The organism is Janthinobacterium sp. KBS0711 (assembly GCF_000988085.1).
Taxonomy (GTDB): Bacteria; Pseudomonadota; Gammaproteobacteria; order Burkholderiales; family Burkholderiaceae_D; genus Janthinobacterium; species Janthinobacterium lividum_E.
In genome coordinates this window covers 138,850-158,165 of the sequence record NZ_LBCO01000018.1, presented here as the reverse complement: position 1 = coordinate 158,165, position 19,316 = coordinate 138,850, and the positions used below count along the sequence as shown (strand labels likewise).

18 protein-coding genes and 1 riboswitch are annotated in these 19,316 nt (G+C 62.3%); of the genes, 13 read left to right on the top strand and 5 right to left on the bottom strand.

Features of this window, described 5'->3' with window-relative positions; translation table 11 throughout:
- Positions 1 to 6: 6 nt before the first annotated feature.
- Positions 7 to 2,091 (bottom strand): putative bifunctional diguanylate cyclase/phosphodiesterase, encoded by a 2,085-nt coding sequence (locus tag VM94_RS10485; RefSeq protein WP_052755705.1) that lies wholly within the window; start codon positions 2,089 to 2,091, stop codon positions 7 to 9.
- Between the two features lie 235 nt (positions 2,092 to 2,326).
- Between VM94_RS10485 and VM94_RS10480 the strand changes: the two genes are divergently transcribed.
- From VM94_RS10480 to VM94_RS10425, 12 genes are all read left to right on the top strand, one after another.
- Entirely contained in the window at positions 2,327 to 3,067 is a 741-nt protein-coding gene (locus VM94_RS10480) for a Crp/Fnr family transcriptional regulator (protein ID WP_046683441.1), read from the top strand.
- 45 nt (positions 3,068 to 3,112) lie between these two features.
- Entirely contained in the window at positions 3,113 to 5,017 is a 1,905-nt protein-coding gene (locus tag VM94_RS10475; protein WP_235432892.1) for a PAS domain-containing hybrid sensor histidine kinase/response regulator, read from the top strand.
- A 28-nt stretch (positions 5,018 to 5,045) separates the two neighbouring features.
- Entirely contained in the window at positions 5,046 to 5,852 is an 807-nt protein-coding gene (locus VM94_RS10470; protein WP_046683440.1) for a response regulator, read from the top strand.
- 38 nt (positions 5,853 to 5,890) lie between these two features.
- The gene (locus tag VM94_RS10465; protein ID WP_046683439.1) at positions 5,891 to 6,148 is read left to right on the top strand and encodes a hypothetical protein; all 258 of its coding nucleotides are present in this window, start codon (positions 5,891 to 5,893) and stop codon (positions 6,146 to 6,148) included.
- Positions 6,149 to 6,231: 83 nt separating this feature from the next.
- Positions 6,232 to 6,347, top strand: a riboswitch (TPP riboswitch).
- Between the two features lie 79 nt (positions 6,348 to 6,426).
- Positions 6,427 to 8,340, top strand: a complete 1,914-nt coding sequence (gene thiC, locus VM94_RS10460) for a phosphomethylpyrimidine synthase ThiC (protein WP_046683438.1) — start codon at positions 6,427 to 6,429, stop codon at positions 8,338 to 8,340.
- An 11-nt stretch (positions 8,341 to 8,351) separates the two neighbouring features.
- Positions 8,352 to 8,564 (top strand): sulfur carrier protein ThiS, encoded by a 213-nt coding sequence (gene thiS / locus VM94_RS10455; protein WP_046683437.1) that lies wholly within the window; start codon positions 8,352 to 8,354, stop codon positions 8,562 to 8,564.
- A 157-nt stretch (positions 8,565 to 8,721) separates the two neighbouring features.
- Positions 8,722 to 9,516, top strand: coding sequence for a thiazole synthase (locus VM94_RS10450; RefSeq protein WP_046683436.1), 795 nt, complete (start codon positions 8,722 to 8,724; stop codon positions 9,514 to 9,516).
- A complete protein-coding gene (gene thiD / locus VM94_RS10445) occupies positions 9,513 to 10,280 on the top strand; it encodes a bifunctional hydroxymethylpyrimidine kinase/phosphomethylpyrimidine kinase (protein WP_046683435.1) in 768 nt (255 codons plus the stop codon). Before VM94_RS10450 ends, thiD begins: the two co-directional genes overlap by 4 nt.
- Positions 10,281 to 10,290: 10 nt before the next feature.
- Positions 10,291 to 10,902 carry a thiamine phosphate synthase gene (thiE, locus tag VM94_RS10440; RefSeq protein ID WP_046683434.1) on the top strand — a complete coding sequence of 204 codons (612 nt, stop codon included), beginning with the start codon at positions 10,291 to 10,293 and terminating at the stop codon, positions 10,900 to 10,902.
- Positions 10,903 to 10,980: 78 nt separating this feature from the next.
- A complete protein-coding gene (locus VM94_RS10435; protein ID WP_034749164.1) occupies positions 10,981 to 11,613 on the top strand; it encodes an ANTAR domain-containing response regulator in 633 nt (210 codons plus the stop codon).
- Positions 11,614 to 11,699: 86 nt separating this feature from the next.
- Complete coding sequence (locus tag VM94_RS10430) at positions 11,700 to 12,806, top strand: S-(hydroxymethyl)glutathione dehydrogenase/class III alcohol dehydrogenase (RefSeq protein ID WP_046683433.1); 1,107 nt, start codon at positions 11,700 to 11,702, stop codon at positions 12,804 to 12,806.
- 184 nt (positions 12,807 to 12,990) lie between these two features.
- Positions 12,991 to 13,845, top strand: a complete 855-nt coding sequence (locus VM94_RS10425; RefSeq protein ID WP_046683432.1) for a hypothetical protein — start codon at positions 12,991 to 12,993, stop codon at positions 13,843 to 13,845.
- On the opposite strand, the gene VM94_RS10420 is transcribed toward VM94_RS10425, so the two are convergent.
- Positions 13,842 to 14,117 carry a hypothetical protein gene (locus tag VM94_RS10420; RefSeq protein WP_046683431.1) on the bottom strand — a complete coding sequence of 92 codons (276 nt, stop codon included), beginning with the start codon at positions 14,115 to 14,117 and terminating at the stop codon, positions 13,842 to 13,844. The genes VM94_RS10425 and VM94_RS10420 overlap by 4 nt on opposite strands.
- Before the next feature lie 108 nt (positions 14,118 to 14,225).
- Here VM94_RS10420 and VM94_RS10415 point away from each other — a divergent pair, with 108 nt between their 5' ends.
- Positions 14,226 to 16,529: a UvrD-helicase domain-containing protein gene (locus VM94_RS10415; protein WP_034749150.1), complete on the top strand. Its 2,304-nt coding sequence runs from the start codon at positions 14,226 to 14,228 to the stop codon at positions 16,527 to 16,529.
- A gap of 267 nt (positions 16,530 to 16,796) precedes the next feature.
- Here the strand turns inward: VM94_RS10415 and VM94_RS10410 are convergent, their stop codons facing one another.
- The 3 genes from VM94_RS10410 to VM94_RS10400 form a co-directional block, all read right to left on the bottom strand.
- Entirely contained in the window at positions 16,797 to 17,588 is a 792-nt protein-coding gene (locus VM94_RS10410; protein ID WP_046683430.1) for a BPSS1780 family membrane protein, read from the bottom strand.
- A gap of 2 nt (positions 17,589 to 17,590) precedes the next feature.
- The gene (locus tag VM94_RS10405; RefSeq protein ID WP_046683429.1) at positions 17,591 to 18,547 is read right to left on the bottom strand and encodes a homoserine kinase; all 957 of its coding nucleotides are present in this window, start codon (positions 18,545 to 18,547) and stop codon (positions 17,591 to 17,593) included.
- An 83-nt stretch (positions 18,548 to 18,630) separates the two neighbouring features.
- Positions 18,631 to 19,026 carry a hypothetical protein gene (locus VM94_RS10400; protein ID WP_046683428.1) on the bottom strand — a complete coding sequence of 132 codons (396 nt, stop codon included), beginning with the start codon at positions 19,024 to 19,026 and terminating at the stop codon, positions 18,631 to 18,633.
- Positions 19,027 to 19,316 lie beyond the last annotated feature (290 nt).

The window sequence follows — 19,316 nt, the reverse complement described above, 5'->3', positions numbered from 1 at the left end:
CTTGGTCTAGGCGGGCAGCATGCTGCCTTCGTGCAGCAGCGCTTCGAAGGCGGCGGCGGCCAGGGGGCGGCTGAACAGGTAGCCCTGCATCTGGTCGCAGCCGTGCTGGCGCAGGAAGGCCAGTTCCTGCTCTGTTTCCACGCCTTCGGCGATGACTTTCAGGCGCAGGCTGTGCGCCAGCGAAATGATGGCGCGCACGATGGCCGCGTCGTCGATGCTGTGCGTGATGTCGCTGACGAAGGTTTTGTCGATTTTCAGCACGTCGATGGGGAAGTGGCGCAGGTAGGCCAGACTGGAATAGCCGGTGCCGAAATCGTCGATCGACAATTGCACGCCCAGCGCCTTCAGCTTGGCCATGATGGCCGTGGCTTGCTCCACGTCATGCATGACCATGCTTTCCGTCAATTCCAGTTCCAGGTGGGCCGCCTCGAGGCCTGTCTCGGCCAGCACCTGGGCCACGGCGTGCAGCAGGTTCTTTTGCTTGAATTGCCGCGCCGACAGGTTGACGGCCAGGCGCAGCGGGCCATGGCCTGCCAGTTGCCAGGCGCGCGTCTGGGCGCACGCCGTGCGCAGCACCCAGTCGCCGATGGGGGTGATCAAGCCCATTTCCTCGGCCAGGCCGATAAAGCTGGCCGGGGGAATACGCCCCAGCTGCGGATGTTGCCAGCGCAGCAGCGCTTCCATGCCCACCACGGCGCCGCTGGCCAGGTCCAGCTGGGGCTGGTATTCCAGGTGGAACTGCCCCCTTTCCAGGGCGTGGCGCAACTCGCTCTCCAGTTCCAGCCGCTCCAGGGTGCCCGCATTCATGCTTGAAGCATAGAATTGCCAGTGGCCCCGTCCCTGTTCCTTGGCGCGGTACATGGCGATGTCGGCGTGCTTGATCAGGGTGTCGGCATCGCCGCCATCGTCGGGATACACGGCCACGCCCATGCAGCAGCTGAGGAAAAATTCATATTCGCCCAGTTGCAGCGGCTGCGCCACGGCGTCCTGAATGCGCTGCAGGATGGCGGCGCCCGGTTCGCCATTGCCATGCTGGGGCAGCAGCAGCACGAATTCGTCGCCGCCCAGGCGCGCCACCGTGTCGACTTCGCGCGTGGCGTCGCACAGGCGCTCGGCCACGCTTTTCAGCACCAGGTCGCCCGCGTCGTGGCCCAGGGTGTCGTTGACGAATTTAAAGCGGTCGAGGTCGATGAAGACCACCCACAGGGGCTGGCCGCTGCGCCGCGTCACGGCCATCGCCTGCTCCAGCCGTTCGCGCAGCAGGGCCCGGTTGGCCAGGCCCGTCAGGATATCGTGCCTGGCCTGGAATTCCAGTTCCTGTTCGAAACGCATGACGGTGCTGATGTCGTATTGCGCCACGACAAAGTGGCTGAGCGCGCCATCGCCATCGTCGCGCACGGGCGCGACGAACAGCTCGCTCCAGTAGCTGCTGCCATCCTTGCGGAAATTGCGCACGATGGCCTTGCCTTCGCGCTGCTCGCGCAGGGCCGCCGTAATGGCGTGCATGTCTTGCCGCCCTTGCTCGGGACCCTGCAAGTCTTCCAGGCGCTGGCCGATGACTTCGCCGGCCGCATAGCCGGTGATGCGTTCGAAGGCGGGGTTGACGTACTCGATCAGGTAGCCTGGCGCGTCGGCACTGCACAGGATGATGGCATTGGCCGACACTTCGATGATGCGTTCGCGCAAACGTAGCGACTTTTCATTGTGCATGCGCGCGGCGATGTCTTCGGACAGGCGCAAATTGGCAAACTGCAGCGCCGCCGTGCGTTCGCCCGTGATGCGGGCAATCACGGAATTGCGCGACACCAGCTGATACACATACGCGGCTGCCAGCAGGCTCGACAGCATTCCGCCCAGCAGCACATACAGCGAGCCGCGATGGCTGGCGTCCAGGCCCATGCCTTTGGCCGGCAGCAGGGCGGCGCCCAAGGTGTGGCCGCTGGCGTGGTACTGCAGCAGCAGCCGGGCGCTTTCCGCTTCGATCTGGCGCGCCGAGGCGTAGCACAGGGCCGTCAGGCACAGTCCGAACGCCAGCGTGAGCAGGGCCGAGGTGGAAACGGAAATGGAGATGCGTTTGAAGAATGATTGCATGGTGGTCCCGTGGCAGCACCGGTGCCGATCCATGATCAGGCAAGCCGGGCAGTGACTGACTGTAGGGTGCACGGCGAAATACCGTCCGTTCGCTACCGAACGGACGGCAATGCTGACAAGAAATATAGTCGGGTCACTGTGCCAGCGCTGTGTTACGCTGCACCACATGGCGCCCCTCGTTCGGACGCCTTTCATCGATCCCCTAGCTGACGACTGGAAAACAGGAAACCTGCCCATGTCGAGTCCGCATGCCCAGTTGCACAACCCGAATCAAAACCATTTGCTCGCCGCCATGCTCGACGCCGATTTCGCGCGCCTGGCCCCCCACCTGGAGCAAGTATCGATGCTGCTCGGTGACGTGATCTACGATTCGGGCGACAAGCTGCAGCATGTGTATTTCCCCACCACGGCCATCGTTTCCATTCACTACCTGCTGGAAAACGGCGGATCGTCGGAAATTGCCGGCGTCGGCAATGAAGGCGTCGTGGGCGTGTCGCTGTTCATGGGCGGCAACTCGACGCCGAGCCGCGCCGTCGTGCAGACGGGCGGCGTCGGCTACCGGCTGAAGGCGCATCTGCTGATGGAGGAATTCGACCGCGCCGGTCCCGTCATGCGCTTGCTGCTGCGCTATACGCAAGCGCTGATCACGCAAATGTCGCAGACGGCCGTGTGCAACCGCCACCATACGGTGGAACAGCAGCTGTGCCGCTGGCTGCTGCTGACCATGGACCGCCTGCCGAACCGCGAGCTGACCATGACGCAGGAACTCATCGCCAACATGCTGGGCGTGCGCCGCGAAGGCGTGACGGAAGCGGCCGGGCGTTTGCAGACGCGCGGCTTCATCAGCTACCGGCGCGGCCATATCTCCGTGCTGGACCGCGCCGGCCTCGAAGGCCATGTGTGCGAATGCTATGGCGTGGTGAAGAAGGAATTCACGCGCCTGCTGTCGGACGTGCGCCAGCGCCAGGCGCGTTGAACACCGCATCCTCTCTTTTATCGTTGTCACAGCCCGGGCTACCCCATGCAATCTGTTGAAAACATTCCCCCGCGCGCACCGTCGCGCTGGCCCATGGCGCTGGCGTTTTCGTTCAGCGCCATCGTGCTGCTGGCCATCGGCCTGCTGGCCTGGCGCGCGCCGTTCGAGACGGCCTGCGTCATTGACGCGCTGGTCTTCTTGCTGCTGATGCTGCTCGTGGCGCTGTACCGGCGCACCTTGGCGGCCAGCCTGCCGCGCCAGCTGCTCAAGGCGGGCGCCTTGCAGGATGCGATTTTCAACAGCGCCAATTTTTCGTGCATCGCCACCGATGCGCAGGGTGTGATCCAGATTTTCAACGTGGGCGCCGAACGCATGCTGGGCTATGCGGCGAGCGACGTGGTCGACAAGCTGACGCCGGCTGGTATTTCTGACGCGCAGGAAATCGTCGCGCGCGCCGCCGCCCTCAGTGCCGAACTCGACACCGTCATCACGCCCGGCGTGGAAGCGCTCGTGTTCAAGGCCACGCGCGGCATCGAAGACATCTATGAGCTGACCTACATCCGCAAGGATGGCAGCCGCTTCCCCGCCATCGTCTCCGTGACGGCCTTGCGCGATGCGCAAAGCAAAGTCATCGGTTACTTGCTGATCGGCACGGACAACACGGCGCGCAAGCAGGTCGAGGCGGAACAGGCCTTGCTGGACCAGCGCCTGCAGGAGCAGCAGGCGTACACGCGCTCGCTGGTCGAGACCAACAATGCGGAGTTGAAGAAGGCGCGCCAGGTGGCGGAAAAGGCCAACCGCGCCAAGTCCGAATTCCTGTCAAGCATGAGCCACGAATTGCGCACGCCGCTGAACGCCGTGCTGGGCTTTGCGCAGCTGATGGCGTCCGACGTGCCGCCACCGAGCCCGCCGCAGCAGCGCTCGATCGAGCAAATCCTCAAGGGCGGCTGGTATCTGTTACGCCTGATTAATGAAATCCTCGACCTGGCCATGATCGAATCGGGCAAGGTCACCTTGTCGCAGGAAGCGATGTCGCTGCTCGACGTGTTGCAGGATTGCCAGGCAATGATCGCGCCGCAGGCGGAAAAGCGCGGCATCCGCATGCATTTCCCCCGCTGCGGCCAGGCCTTCTATGTGCATGCGGACCGCACGCGCGTGAAACAGGTGATGGTCAACCTGCTGTCGAACGCCATCAAGTACAACCAGGGCGGCGGCGCCGTCACCGTCGAATGCAGCCGCCATGGCGAGCGTGTGCGCGTGAGCGTGCGTGACAGTGGTGCCGGTCTCGATGCGGGCCAGGTAGCCCAGCTGTTCCAGCCCTTCAACCGCCTGGGACAGGAAAACAGCACGGAAGAGGGCACGGGCATCGGCCTCGTCGTCACCAAGCAGCTGGTCGAATTGATGGGCGGCACCATCGGCGTCGACAGCACGGTCGGCGTGGGCACCACGTTCTGGTTCGAGCTGGCTGCCAGCAGTGCTCCCGCACTGGTGCTGGGCGATGGCGACGCGCTGCCGCAGGTGCAGGAGCCGCAGGAAAGCCAGCGCACCTTGCTGTACGTGGAAGACAATCCCGCCAACCTGGCGTTGGTGGAGCAATTGATCGCCCGCCGCAGCGATTTGAAACTGCTCACGGCCATCGATGCGCACCTGGGCATCGACCTGGCGCGCACGTATCAGCCGGACGTGATCTTGATGGATATCAACCTGCCCGGCATCAGCGGCTTTGGCGCCCTGCACATCCTGCATGACGACCCGCTGACGAAACATATTCCCGTGATGGCCCTGTCGGCCAACGCCGTGCCGCGCGACATCGAGAAGGGCCTGGAAGCGGGCTTCTTCCGCTACCTGACCAAGCCGATCAAGGTCGTCGAATTCATGGATGCGCTCGACGTGGCCCTGCACCATGCGGCCGCGCACGGCCTGGCCGACGACATTCACGCAGTACGCTAATTCAGCATTTATTTTTAGGAATACCGCCATGCTTCAAGCCACCGAGATTCTGAACGCCAGCATCCTCATCGTCGATGACCAGGAGGCGAACGTCATGCTGCTGGAACAGGTGCTGCGCAATGCCGGTTATACGCGCATTACTTCCACCATGGACCCGCAAGCCGTGCGCGCGCTGCACCAGCAGCACCGCTACGACCTGATCCTGCTCGACTTGCAGATGCCGGAAATGGATGGTTTTGAAGTCATGGAAGGCTTGCGCGACATCGAGGCGGGCAGCTATCTGCCCGTGCTGGTGATCACGGCCCAGCCCGGCCACAAGCTGCGCGCGCTGCAAGCGGGCGCCAAGGATTTCGTCAGCAAACCGTTCGACCTGGTGGAAGTGAAAACGCGTATCCACAACATGCTGGAAGTGCGCCTGCTGTACCAGAAGCTGGCCGAATACAACAAGTCGCTGGAACAGATGGTGGAAGAACGCACGGCGGAGCTGCGCGAAAGCGAAGCGCGTTTCCAGCGCTTCACGGAACTGTCGTCCGACTGGTACTGGGAACAGGATGCGCAGGGCAATCTGACGCGCTTTTCCGGCCCCGTGGCTGAAATGCTGGGCATCGGCAGCGAGCAAGAGCCGCAGCGCTGGAATGCCACCGAGCGCGCCTTGCTTGACGCAAAAATTGCCGCGCGCGAACCGTTTCTCGATTTCATCTACAGCCGCGCCAACCTCGACGGCAGCACGCAGTACCTGCAAGTGAGCGGCGAACCGATGTTCGACAATGGCAGCCGCTTCATCGGCTACCGCGGCATCGGCCTCGACGTCACGGAACGCCATCGCATCGGCTGATTTATACTGGGTGCTATCGATACTGACCAGGAAAAATCATGACTGACAAATCAAGGCCGCAATACTGGTTCCCCGCCAAAACCTATGGCTGGGGCTGGGGCTTGCCCATCACCTGGCAGGGCTGGCTGGTGTTTCTGGCGGCGCTGGCGCTGTTCGCCTGCGGCGCCTTCCTGTTCCCGCCGCAAACCATGTTGGTCGGCTACATCGTCTATGAAGCGGCCATCGTTGCCGTGCTTATTTTCATCTGCCAGCTGAAGGGCGAACCGACCAGCTGGCGCTGGGGCAAGAAGAAGTAGAGCGATGTACAAAGACGACACCTGCAAGAAATCATCTGGCCACGCGACGTGAACCGCGTATAATTGGCTCGCTGCCGCAAGGCGGCAAACGCTAGGGGTCCTGCCTTTCGCTGTGAAAACACAGTGCAAGCGCGGGTGAGAAATACCCTCCGAACCTGATCTGGATAATGCCAGCGAAGGGAAGCTTTAGGATGAACGCACCCCGCTTTTCCGCGTGCGCAATTCCGAACCTCCTTAGCTGGCTCCAGGCTTAAAAATAGTCTAGCCAAGGAGCCAAAATGAACGCCAACCCGAAATTCCTCTCCGCCACCGCCACGGTCGACGAAGCCGCCATCGCGCCGCTGCCCAATTCGCGCAAGATCTATGTTGAAGGCAGCCGTCCCGACATCCGCGTGCCCATGCGCGAGATCAGCCAGTCCGATACGGAAGCGTCGTTCGGCGGCGAAAAGAATCCGCCGATCTACGTCTACGACACGTCCGGCCCCTACACGGATCCGGACGTGCAGATCGACATCCGCTCGGGTCTCGACACGCCGCGTCTGCCGTGGATCATCGAGCGTGCCGACACGGAAGAGTTGCCCGGCCCGACCTCCGACTACGGCATCGCCCGCCTGGCGGACCCGAAGCTGGCCGAACTGCGTTTCAACTTGCACCGCAAGCCGCGCCGCGCCATCGCCGGCAAGAACGTGACGCAGATGCATTACGCGCGCCAGGGCATCATCACGCCGGAAATGGAATACGTCGCTATCCGTGAAAACATGCGCCGCCAGGAATATTTGCGCGAGCTGAAAGCGTCCGGCCCCATGGGCGAGCGCCTGGCCGACCTGATGGGCCGCCAGCATCCGGGTCAGTCGTTCGGCGCCAGCATTCCGGCCGAGATCACGCCGGAATTCGTGCGCGAGGAAATCGCCCGCGGCCGCGCCATCATTCCCGCCAACATCAACCATCCAGAAGTGGAACCGATGATTATCGGCCGCAATTTCCTCGTAAAAATCAACGCGAATATCGGCAATTCCGCCGTCACTTCGTCGATCGGCGAGGAAGTGGAAAAGATGACCTGGGCCATCCGCTGGGGCGGCGACAACGTGATGGACCTGTCCACAGGTAAACATATCCACGAGACGCGCGAATGGATCGTGCGCAACAGCCCCGTGCCGATCGGTACCGTGCCGATCTACCAGGCGCTGGAAAAGGTCAACGGCAAGGCCGAAGATTTAACTTGGGAAATCTTCCGCGACACCCTGATCGAGCAGGCAGAGCAGGGCGTCGATTACTTCACCATCCACGCGGGCGTGCTGCTGCGCTATGTGCCGATGACGGCCAAGCGCCTGACGGGCATCGTCTCGCGCGGCGGCTCCATCATGGCGAAATGGTGTCTGGCGCATCACCAGGAATCGTTCCTGTACACGCATTTCGAAGAAATTTGCGAAATCATGAAAGCGTACGACGTGTCGTTCTCGCTGGGCGACGGCTTGCGTCCCGGCTCGATCTACGACGCCAACGACGAAGCGCAGCTGGGTGAACTGAAAACCCTGGGCGAGCTGACGCAAGTCGCGTGGAAGCACGACGTGCAAGTGATGATTGAGGGGCCTGGCCACGTGCCTATGCAGTTGATCAAGGAAAACATGGACTTGCAGCTGGAGCAGTGCGGCGAAGCGCCGTTCTACACCCTGGGGCCGCTGACGACCGATATCGCACCCGGCTACGACCACATCACGTCCGGCATCGGCGCGGCCATGATCGGCTGGTACGGCACGGCCATGCTGTGCTACGTGACGCCGAAGGAACACCTGGGCCTGCCCAACAAGGCGGACGTCAAGGACGGCATCATCACCTACAAGATTGCGGCGCACGCGGCCGACCTGGCGAAGGGCCATCCGGGCGCGCAAATCCGCGACAACGCGCTGTCGAAAGCCCGCTTCGAATTCCGCTGGGACGACCAGTTCAACATCGGCCTGGACCCGGACAAGGCGCGCGAATTCCACGATGAAACCTTGCCCAAGGACTCGGCCAAGGTGGCGCATTTCTGCTCCATGTGCGGCCCCCATTTCTGCTCGATGAAAATCACGCAGGAAGTGCGCGAATACGCGGCCGGCATGGGCATCGCGGAAGACAAGGCGCTCAAGCAGGGCATGGAAATCAAGGCCATTGAATTCATCAAGAACGGCGCCGAGCTGTACCGCAAGGTCTGAGGGAGAGCGTGATGCCTGCATTCATCAACATCACGCTCAACGGCGCACCGCACCAGGTGCCGCCGGGGCAAACCCTGGACAAATTGATCGCCGCCCTGTCGCTGGAAAACCAGGCGCTGGCGCTGGCCGTCAACCGCAATGTCGTGCCGCGCAAGGCTTGGCCGGGACAGGTCTTGCAAACCCAGGATCAAGTGGAAATAGTCCGCGCCATCGGCGGCGGCTGAAAACGTCCAAGCAAACCTACTGCGCGTCGCGCTTTGCGGCCTGCGATGCTCACCGGCTCGGCGCCCCCGTGCTCTAGCACGGTTGCGCGTCTCGGCCACAAATCATCGCCGCTCGTTACGGTTTTCTTCGGACGTTTAAAAACTTAAGGAAGAACACATGCATACCGAAACAAATAACGACCTGCTGACCATTGCAGGAAAACAGTATCAATCGCGCTTGCTGGTCGGTAGCGGCAAGTACAAGGATTTGCCGCAGACGCGCGAAGCGACGGATGCGGCCGAGGCGCAGATCATCACGGTGGCGATCCGGCGCGTGAATATCGGGCAGGACCCGAACGCGCCCAGTCTGTTCGACTTCGTGCCGCCCGACCAGTACACGATTTTGCCGAACACGGCCGGCTGCTACAACGCCAAGGACGCTGTCTACACCCTGCAACTGGCGCGCGAGCTTCTGGGCGGGCGCAATCTCGTGAAACTGGAAGTGCTCGGTGACGAAAAGACCTTGTTTCCGCACATGCCGGAAACGTTGATGGCGGCCGAAGCGCTGGTCAAGGATGGCTTTGACGTGATGGTCTACTGCAGCGACGACCCGATCCAGGCGAAGATTCTGGAAGATATCGGCTGCGTGGCCGTCATGCCGCTCGCCTCCTTGATCGGCTCGGGCATGGGCATCTTGAACCCGTGGAATTTGTCGCTGATCATCGACCAGGCGAAAGTGCCCGTGCTCGTCGATGCCGGCGTGGGCACGGCGTCGGATGCGGCCATTGCCATGGAACTGGGCTGCGATGGCGTGCTGATGAATACGGCCATTGCCGGTGCGCGCGACCCCGTGCGCATGGCGCATGCGATGAAACTGGCCGTGCGGGCCGGGCGCGAAGCGTTTCTGGCGGGGCGCATGCCGCGCAAGTTTGCCGCGTCGCCGTCGTCGCCGATGGCGGGCCGCCTGGCGTGAAGCCAGGCAGCTTGCCGGCGGTGCTGGTGTTTGCCGGTGTCGATCCCTCGGGCGGCGCCGGTATCGCCGCCGATATCCTGGCCATTGCCGCGCAGGGCGCGCATGCGCTGCCCGTCATCACGGCGCTGACGGTGCAGGACAACGACAGGGTCTTTGGCGTCGAGCCGGTGGCGTCGGAATTGCTGCGCCGGCAGGCGCAGGCGCTGATCGACAAGATGGCGATTCATGCCGTGAAAATCGGCATTCCCGGCAGCGCCGCGAATGCGGCCGTCATTGCGCAACTGATCGCGCAATTGCGGCTGGCCCGGCCGCATTTACCTGTCGTGCTCGATCCCGTGCTGGCCAGCGGCCATGGCGACGTGCTTAGCCGGGACGATGCCGTACTGGCGCTGGCGCCCTTGTTGCCGGTGACGACCGTGATCGTACCGAACGGGCCGGAAGCGCTGGCTCTCGGCGGCGTAGAAAACTTGCGCGCGCAAGGCTGTCGGAACGTGCTGGTGACGGGCGGCCACGGCGAAGGCGAGATGATCGTCAACCGCTGGTTTGACGCCGATGGCAGGGAGCACGCGTGGCGCTGGCCGCGCTTGCCCGGCGAATTTCATGGCAGCGGCTGCACTTTGGCGTCGGCCATCGCGGCGCGCCTGGCGCAAGGCGTGCCGATGCAAGATGCGCTCGATGGCGCGCAGCGTTATTGTCATGCGGCCCTGTCCGATGCGTATGCGATAGCGCCAGGTCAGCTGATGCCGCAACGATTCATTCAATAAGGAAAATATCATGCGTGGACTGTATCTGGTCACCCCGAACTGGGACGACACCGACCGCCTGCTCGACGTGAGCGAGCAAGCCTTGCAGGAAGGCGTGGCCCTGCTGCAATACCGTCACAAGAGCGCCGACGCGGAGCAGCGGCGCGAACAGGCGGGCGCCTTGCTGGCGCTGTCCCGCAAGTATGGCGTGCCTTTCATCATCAATGACTTCATCGAACTGTGCGAAGAGCTCGATGCGGACGGCGTGCACGTGGGCGGCACGGATGCGTCCGTGGCGCAGGTGCGCGCGCGGCTGGGCAAGGACAAGATCGTCGGCGCTTCCTGCTATGGCGACATGACATTGGCAAGGACGGCGGAGGCGGGCGGCGCCAGCTATGTGGCCTTCGGCGGCTTTTATCCGTCGCTGGTGAAAAAGTACCCGGTCACGACACCGCTGGACATCGTGCTGCAGGCCAAGCGCGAGATTGCCTTGCCCTGCGTGGTGATCGGGGGCATGACGCCGGAGAACGCCGCACCGCTGGCCGCACGCGGGGCCGACATGGTGGCGGCCATCAGCAGCGTCTATCAGGCGGACGATGTGAATATTGCGGTGCAGCAATTCAATCACTTGTTTGCGGCGTGAGCATGGACGTGCAGGGCTGGTTTGGGGGAATAATCGGCATATAATAAGAACATCATTCATTACCGAGGTCCCCCACCCATGAGCCAGCCAGCCGCCGCGAAACGCCTTATCCTGATCGTTGACGATGACCAGCTCCTGTTGGAGTTCCTCGGCGAAGTCCTGCGCCATGCCGGCTACGAAACAGCCCTGGCCCATTCGGCCGAAGTGGCGCTGCAGCTGATCGCCCAGCGCGAGCCGGACCTGGCCTTGCTCGACATCCACATGCCGGGCATGTCCGGCCTGGAACTGGCCAAGCGCCTGCATGGCGAAACGGCCGTGCCGTTCATGTTCCTGTCCGGCAGCGGCGACAGCGAATCGGGCAAGCAGGCGGCCGCCTACGGCGCCGTCGGTTACGTGGTGAAACCCGTCGATGAAGGCCGCTTGATGCCCGCGTTCGAAGCGGGCCTGGCCCGTGCCGATGAAATCCGCCAGCTGCGCCGTACGGAACTGAACCTGAACGCGGCGCTGGCCGCCGGCCGCGAAACGAGCCTGGCAGTCGGTTTGCTGATGGGAAAATTCCAGACGGACCGCAACACGGCCTTCGAAGTGTTGCGCGACCACGCCCGTTCCAGCCGCCGCAAGATCAATGAAATCGCCAGCCAGCTGCTGCTGGCCGAGGAAACCCTGAACGGCTTGCACGGGGCGTTCTTGAACCGCGCGAAAACCAAGTAAGCGTTTTCCTGGCGCCTGCTTTGTTATGATGTGGCGATACGGCGCGCTGGCGCGCCCGGTTCAACCATACACAGCACAGGACACACATGAAAACCAAAGCAGCGATTGCATGGAAGGCCGGCGCGCCTTTGACCATCGAGGAAATCGACCTGGCCGGCCCGTGCGAGGGTGAGGTACTGGTCGAGATCAAGGCCACGGGCATTTGCCACACGGATTATTACACCCTGTCGGGCGCCGATCCGGAAGGCATCTTCCCGTCGATTCTCGGCCATGAAGGCGCCGGCATCGTCGTCGACGTGGGCCCGGGCGTGAAAAGCTTGAAAAAGGATGACCACGTCATTCCCCTGTACACGCCGGAATGCCGCCAGTGCAAATTCTGCCTGTCGCAAAAAACCAACTTGTGCCAGTCGATCCGCTCGACCCAGGGCCGCGGCCTGATGCCCGACGCGACGTCGCGCTTTTCCATCGACGGCAAGCCCATCTTCCATTACATGGGCACGTCCACCTTCTCCAACTACATCGTCGTGCCGGAAATCGCCCTGGCGAAGATCCGCGAAGATGCGCCATTCGATAAGGTTTGCTACATCGGCTGCGGCGTCACCACCGGCGTGGGCGCCGTGCTGTTTACTGCCAAGGTGGAAGCGGGCGCCAACGTGGTCGTGTTCGGCCTGGGCGGTATCGGCTTGAACGTGATCCAGGCGGCCAAGATGGTCGGCGCCGACAAGATCATCGGCGTCGACATCAATCCGGCCCGCCAGGCCATCGCACGCAAGTTCGGCATGACGCATTTCGTCAACGCCAACGAGGTGGAAAACGTCGTCGACACCATCGTGCAGCTGACGGACGGCGGCGCCGACTATTCGTTCGAATGCATCGGCAACACCACCACCATGCGCCAGTCGCTCGAGTGCTGCCACAAGGGCTGGGGCCAGTCCATCATCATCGGCGTGGCGGCAGCCGGCCAGGAAATTTCCACCCGTCCATTCCAGTTGGTGACGGGACGCGTGTGGAAAGGCTCCGCTTTCGGTGGCGCGCGCGGCCGCACGGACGTGCCGAAGATCGTCGACTGGTATATGGAAGGCAAGCTCAATATCGACGATTTGATCACGCACCGCTTGAAGCTCGACGACATCAACCAGGGCTTCGACCTGATGAAAAGCGGTGAATCGATCCGCTCCGTCGTGCTGTACTAATACATTACGCCGTACCACGGCGTTTTTGCGGAGGCTGCGGCCTCCGTTTTTTTTGCCCGGCGTTCCATCCATCGTCCGTGTCTGCCATCCAGGCCGGTCTTTTTGCAGCCTGTCGCATCGCGCTGGAGCCGTGCTTCATCCACCGTTAAAGTCAAGGCTCCACTACTTTTGCGACGAGGCAGCCATGTCCACTTCCCACCGTTTGATCCTCAGCCTGGCCGGTATCCTGATCGGCGGCAGCGCGCTGGCCGTGCAGCCCCCCGAGCCGCCCGCGCCACCGGCAGCACCGGCCGCACCCAGCAAGCAGATCAATATTTCCATGGGCAGCGGCGACGGTTATGCGCTCGTCGACAGCCGCAAAGATAGCGTCACCATGGCCGGCACCGATGTCGATGGCCAGCAGATCAAGCAGCTGAAACAGTCCGTCAAGGGCCAGTTCCTGTGGTTCCGCGACCAGGGCAAGAGTTATGTGACGCAGGATGCCGCATTGCTGGCCCGGGTCAGCGAAGCCTGGAAACCATCACAGCAGCTGGGTGAACAGATGGGCAACCTGGGCAAGCAGATGGGCGAGCATGGCAAGGCGATGGGCGAACTGGGCAGCAAGATGGGCGCCCATGGCGCGGCGCAGGCGAACGGCGGCACGCGCGATGCGGAGCAGTTGCAGGCGCTGGGCCGCCAGCAGCAGGAACTGGGCCGCAAGATGGGCGAGGCGGCGCGCCGCCAGGCGCAGGCAACTACGGAGACGGCGCGCCGCGCGGCCGGACGCGACGTGGAACGCTTGCAGCAGCAGATGGAAGATGCGCAGGACGCCATGGAAGAGGTCAACGACCGCATCGCCGCCGCGCACGAGCGCGAAGCGGACAAGGTGGACGCGCTGTCGCGCCAGATGGACCAGCGCGGCAAGCCGATGGAAACCCTGGGCAAGCAAATGGAAGCGCTGGGACGCCAGCAGGAAAAGGCATCGAAGGCGGCCGACAAGACCACGCGCCAGGTGATCGCCCAGGCGCTCAGCGAAGGCAAGGCAAAACTGGTGCGCTAGACTTTACGCCAGATGGCAGCCACGGCGCGATATTGCGCTGGCAACTGCTGCATGGCGTCATCCTCGCTGGCATACACGTCATCCTGCACGGTTTCCCACTGCGCGTCGCAGCTGAAACGGTACACGCGCGCTTCGTCTGCGTAGCGGCACAGGGCCAGGCCGTGGATGGCGACGGGGCCGGGCCCGCCTTCACTGGCGACATGGCCGAAGGGCAGGTCGGACCAGGCCCAGGCCATTACGCGGGCGCCGTCGAGGTGGGTGGGTGGTGTCATGGGATGCAGGCCGCTGTGTCGGGATACCGATTGTAGCGCGCGTGGGTAAAATGCCGCGACCGCTGGACAAATGCACAGTATTTTTAGCCATGCCGGTATAATCACGGGATGCAAAATCTTCTTCACAACCTCAATCCCGAACAATTGGCTGCCGTCACCTTGCCGGCGCAACATGCGCTGATCCTGGCGGGCGCCGGTTCGGGCAAGACCCGCGTGCTGACCACCCGCATCGCGTGGCTGATCCAGACCCAGCAGGTATCGCCGCCCGGCATCCTGGCCGTGACGTTTACCAATAAAGCCGCCAAGGAAATGCTCACGCGCCTGTCGGCCATGCTGCCGATCAATACGCGCGGCATGTGGATCGGCACTTTCCACGGCCTGTGCAACCGCTTGCTGCGCACGCATTACCGCGACGCGGCCTTGCCGCAAACGTTCCAGATCCTCGACTCGCAGGATCAATTGTCGGTGATCAAGCGCTTGTTGAAGGCGAACAATATCGATGATGAAAAATTCCCGCCGAAGACGGTGATGTATTTCATCAATAATGCCAAGGACCAGGGCTTGCGCGCCACGGACGTGGAAGCGTACGACGCGCACGAGCGCAAGATGGTCGAGCTGTACCAGCTGTACGACGACCAGTGCCAGCGCGAAGGCGTCGTCGATTTTGCGGAATTGCTGTTGCGCACGTACGAATTGCTGAGCCGCAACCAGCCGCTGCGTGAACACTACCAGGCGCGTTTCCGCCACATTCTCGTGGACGAGTTCCAGGATACGAACAACTTGCAATACAACTGGTTGAAATTGCTGGCTGGCCATGGCAGCCGCGATGGCGGCGCCCTGTTTGCCGTCGGCGACGATGATCAGAGCATCTATGCGTTCCGCGGCGCCAACGTGGGCAATATGAGCGCCTTCGAGCACGAGTTCCAGGTCAAGAACTTGATCAAGCTCGAGCAGAACTACCGCTCGCACGGCCACATCCTCGACAGCGCCAACGTGCTGATCGCGAACAATAGCAAGCGCCTGGGCAAGAATCTGCGCACGGACGCGGGCCATGGCGAGCAGGTGCGCGTGTATGAAGCCAGTTCCGACTTGCAGGAAGCGCAGTGGATCATCGAAGAGGCGAAAAGCCTGATCGCCGACGGCGCCTCGCGCAGCGAAATCGCCATCTTGTACCGCTCGAATGCGCAGTCGCGCGTGATCGAACATGCGCTGTTCTCGGCCGCGATTCCGTATCACGTGTATGGCGGCCAGCGCTACTTCCAGCGCGCCGAGGTCAAGCACGCGATTGCCTATTTGCAATTAATGGACAATCCCCACAACGATTCGGCCTTCCTGCGCGTGGTGAACTTCCCCACGCGCGGCATCGGCATGCGCTCGATCGAGCAATTGCAGGCCGCATCGGAACAGTACGGCATTTCGCTGTATGCATCCGTGCCGTATGTGGCGGGCAAGGCGGGCAGCGTGCTGGCCGGCTTCGTCAAGCTGATTGAAGGCGTGCGCTTTGAAACGCAGCAATTGTCCTTGCCGGAAATGGTTAGAGTGGTGCTGGAAGCCAGTACCTTGCTGCAGCATTACCAGAACGAAAAAGAAGGCGCCGACCGCATCGAGAATCTGGAGCAGATGGTCAGCGCGGCCAGCCAGTTCATTTCCGAAGAAGGTTTCGGCCAAGGCGCACCGGCCCACCTGGGGCCTGCCGCCCAGGCGCAGTCGGGCGCGCCCGTGGTCAACCAGGATGGCATCGAAATCCTGGACGCGGACGCGCCGCTGCCGGCCGTGATGTCGCCGCTGTCCGCCTTCCTGTCGCACGCGTCGCTGGAAGCGGGCGACAACCAGGCGCAGGCGGGCCAGGATGCGCTGCAGATGATGACGGTACACTCGGCCAAGGGCTTGGAATTCGACAACGTGTTTATCACGGGCCTGGAAGAGGGCCTGTTCCCGCACGAAAGTAGCTCGAAGGAAGACAATGGCGTGGAAGAGGAACGCCGGCTGATGTACGTGGCGATCACGCGTGCGCGCAAGCGGCTGTACATGAGTTTTTCGCAGACGCGCATGCTGCACGGCCAGACGCGCTACAACATGAAATCGCGCTTCTTCGACGAATTGCCGGAAGAATCCTTGAAATGGCTGTCGCCGAAGGTGCAGGCAAACTGGTTCGGCAACCGCAAGTCGGCTTGGGACGAGGCGCCGCGCGTGGCCAGCCTGGGTTCGGACAATGCGATTGCACAAAAGATCGCGCAAAAAGCCACGGGCGGCGGCTGGCGCATCGGCGAATCCGTGGCGCACGCCAAGTTTGGCGAAGGCGTGATCGTCAATATCGAAGGCGGCGGCGGCAATGCGCGTGCGCAAATCAATTTCGGACAGCACGGCATGAAGGTGCTGGACCTGGGGATTGCGAAGCTGGAACGGCTGTGAAGGTAATCCGGCACCACCGCAGGCGCTAACAATGTTGTCGGATTACGCGTGGCCTTCGGCCCCGCTAATCCGACCTACCGGGAAGATACTCTGGCCGGTCGCGTAGGTCGGATTAGCGAAGCGTAATCCGATACCATTGTTGGCCTTGCAACGTCGGATTACGCGGCGTGCCGCCGCTAATCAGACCTGCGGGTGGCATTGCAAGGCATTCGGAAAATAAAAAAGGGCAGCCTGCGCAGGCTGCCCCTTTTTACATCTGGCCGGCGATTATTCGCCGGTCTTGTCCAGCGACACCGTCTTGCTGTCATCGACGGGCAGGCCGAAGATCTGGCGGTAGGCGGCGTAGAACGAGCAATGCATGATGATGGTGAGTATCATCGACAGCGGCATCATCAGTTGCATCATCAGCGGCGTGCGGCCAAAGATGAGAGCCAGCAACTGGCTGGTGACGATGCTGATGGCGAACCACGTGCTGGCGAAGACGATGAAGGCCGACAGCGAGCGCCAGACGGCGAAAAAGCTGAAGAACAGCGCCTTGCCCAGGCTGATGCGTTGCCAGTAGATCAGCGGCGCGGCAAAGCAGAAGGCCATGGCGGCCGGCACGTACATCGCGATGGCCAGCAGGATGCCCAAGCCCAGGCGCGATTCGGGGATGGCGGCGCGCGCCGCTTCTTCCGTCAGTTGCCCTGTGACCAGTTGCCACAGCAAGCCGCCGTCCACCAGGGTCGAGGCGCCGATGGCGACGATGGCCATGAGGATGTACAGCACGCCCAAGCCCAGCAGGGATGGAAAGGCGGGCTTGCGAAAGCCGGAGATCAAGAGGCTCGGCAGGACGCGCTTGCCCTGGTCGATATTCAGGCAGCCTTGCACGAAGGCGACGGAAAACACGGGCACGAGGATGACGGGCAGTAACTGGCCGAGCACGGGCACGATGCTGACGGCCAGCATGCAGAACATATAGCCGAGAAACAGCATCGACATGCCGCCAGGTTGCTTGCGAAACAGGGCGAAGCCTTGTTTCACCCATTGCCAACCTGTACTTGCAGGTAATTTTTCCATGTTTAAAACAGTTCCGGAGCAGGTGTGGCGATACGTTCGCGCAGAATGCGTTCGAAATGCGTGGGATCGTGCGGGGTCAGCATTTCCGCTTCGCGCGGCTGGTAATAATCGTACAGGCGCGACAGCCAGAAGCGCAGCGCGGCGGCGCGCAGCATCGGTTGCCATGCCGTTTGTTCTTCCTGCGTAAACGGGCGCACGGCCTGGTAGGCGTCGAGCAGGGCGCGCACGCGCACCGTGTCGAGCACGCCCGTGGCCAGGTCCACGCACCAGTCGTTGACGGTGACGGCCACGTCGAACAGCCACGTGTCGCAGCCGGCAAAGTAAAAGTCGAAAAAGCCCGTCAGTTGCTCGCCGTCAAACATGACGTTGTTGCGGAACAAGTCGGCATGCACGGGACCGCGCGGGATGGCTTTATACGTATCGCAGGCAGCAAAGGCGTCCTGGAAGTGGATTTCCGCGCGCAGCAAGTGCGCCCTGGCATCGTCGAGGTGGTGCAAGACCAGCGGAGTGGTGGCGTTCCACCAGTCCAGTCCACGTAAATTCGGCTGTTGCAGGGGGAAATCCTGCGCCGCCAGGTGCATTTTCGCCAGCATGGCGCCGACAGCCGCGCAGTGCACGGCTTGCGGCGCCATCTGCGAGCTGCCGTCGAGTTTGCTGACGATGGCGGCCGGCTTGCCTTGCAAGGCCGTCACCAGTTCGCCGTCCGCATTGGCGATCGGCGCCGGCACGAGCACGCCCCGGTCCGCCAAATGGCGCATCAGTTGCAGATAGAACGGCAATTGCTCGAAACTGAGGTTTTCAAAGATCGTCAGCACGTACTCGCCGCGCTCCGTGCTCAGGAAAAAATTGCTGTTTTCGATGCCGGACGCGATGCCCTTGAGCGCCAGAGGTTTGCCAAGTGGAAACTGCGTGATCCACTGGCCGATATCGTCCAGGTGTAGCGCGGTAAAAACTGCCATGGGAAAGAGGGGAATGGTCTAAAAGGTCAAAAAAAGCCGGCTGCCCCGCAGATGGCCGGGGCAGGGCAGAAGAGAGTGGCTGCTTACTTCGCTGGTGCGGGCGGTGCTGGCGCGTCCGCTGCCTCTTCATCGCGTTGTTTCTGTTTTTTCTTGCCCAGGTCGAATTCCAGCACTTTCCATTGCGGGCCGCGCAGGGCGCCGTTGTGAGCCTGGTCGCCGCCAGCGGCCGGCTTCATGTAATACGTGCTGCCGCCGCTCGTCACTTTCACTTCGGACGTCACGCCCGCTTCGCGTTTTTCGGTAATCTGCTGCTTGGCCGCCGCTGGCGCCACGGTAATGGGCGCTTCGCCCATTTCCTCGATACGTTCGAGCTGTGGCGGCGCGTCGCTCGGTTTGGCCGGCGTCTGGGCGCTGGCAATGGCCGAACATGCCAGCAGGGGCAGGGCGAGGAATGTCCAGAGTGTCGATGTACGCATCATGATGGGTTCGCTTCCATGTGTGGGACTGCAGCGCGTGCAGTGTGTAATGCCGTCAATTTATCTATAAGGCATTGTAACAAACTGGTAGGCAATGCTGTTTAAATGGGTTGAAATCGGCCCAGGTGGCAGCCCGCGCGTCCGCACGGGACTGTCAGCGTGTCAAAAACGCCAGGAACGGCACGCGTGGCTGCCGGTGGCGCGGCCCTAAACTCTGCGATAATTGTGCGATATTCCGCCCGTTCGCCGCTGTGTCTTCCCGGCTGGCGCGGCTCACCTTATTTTATTGGCAT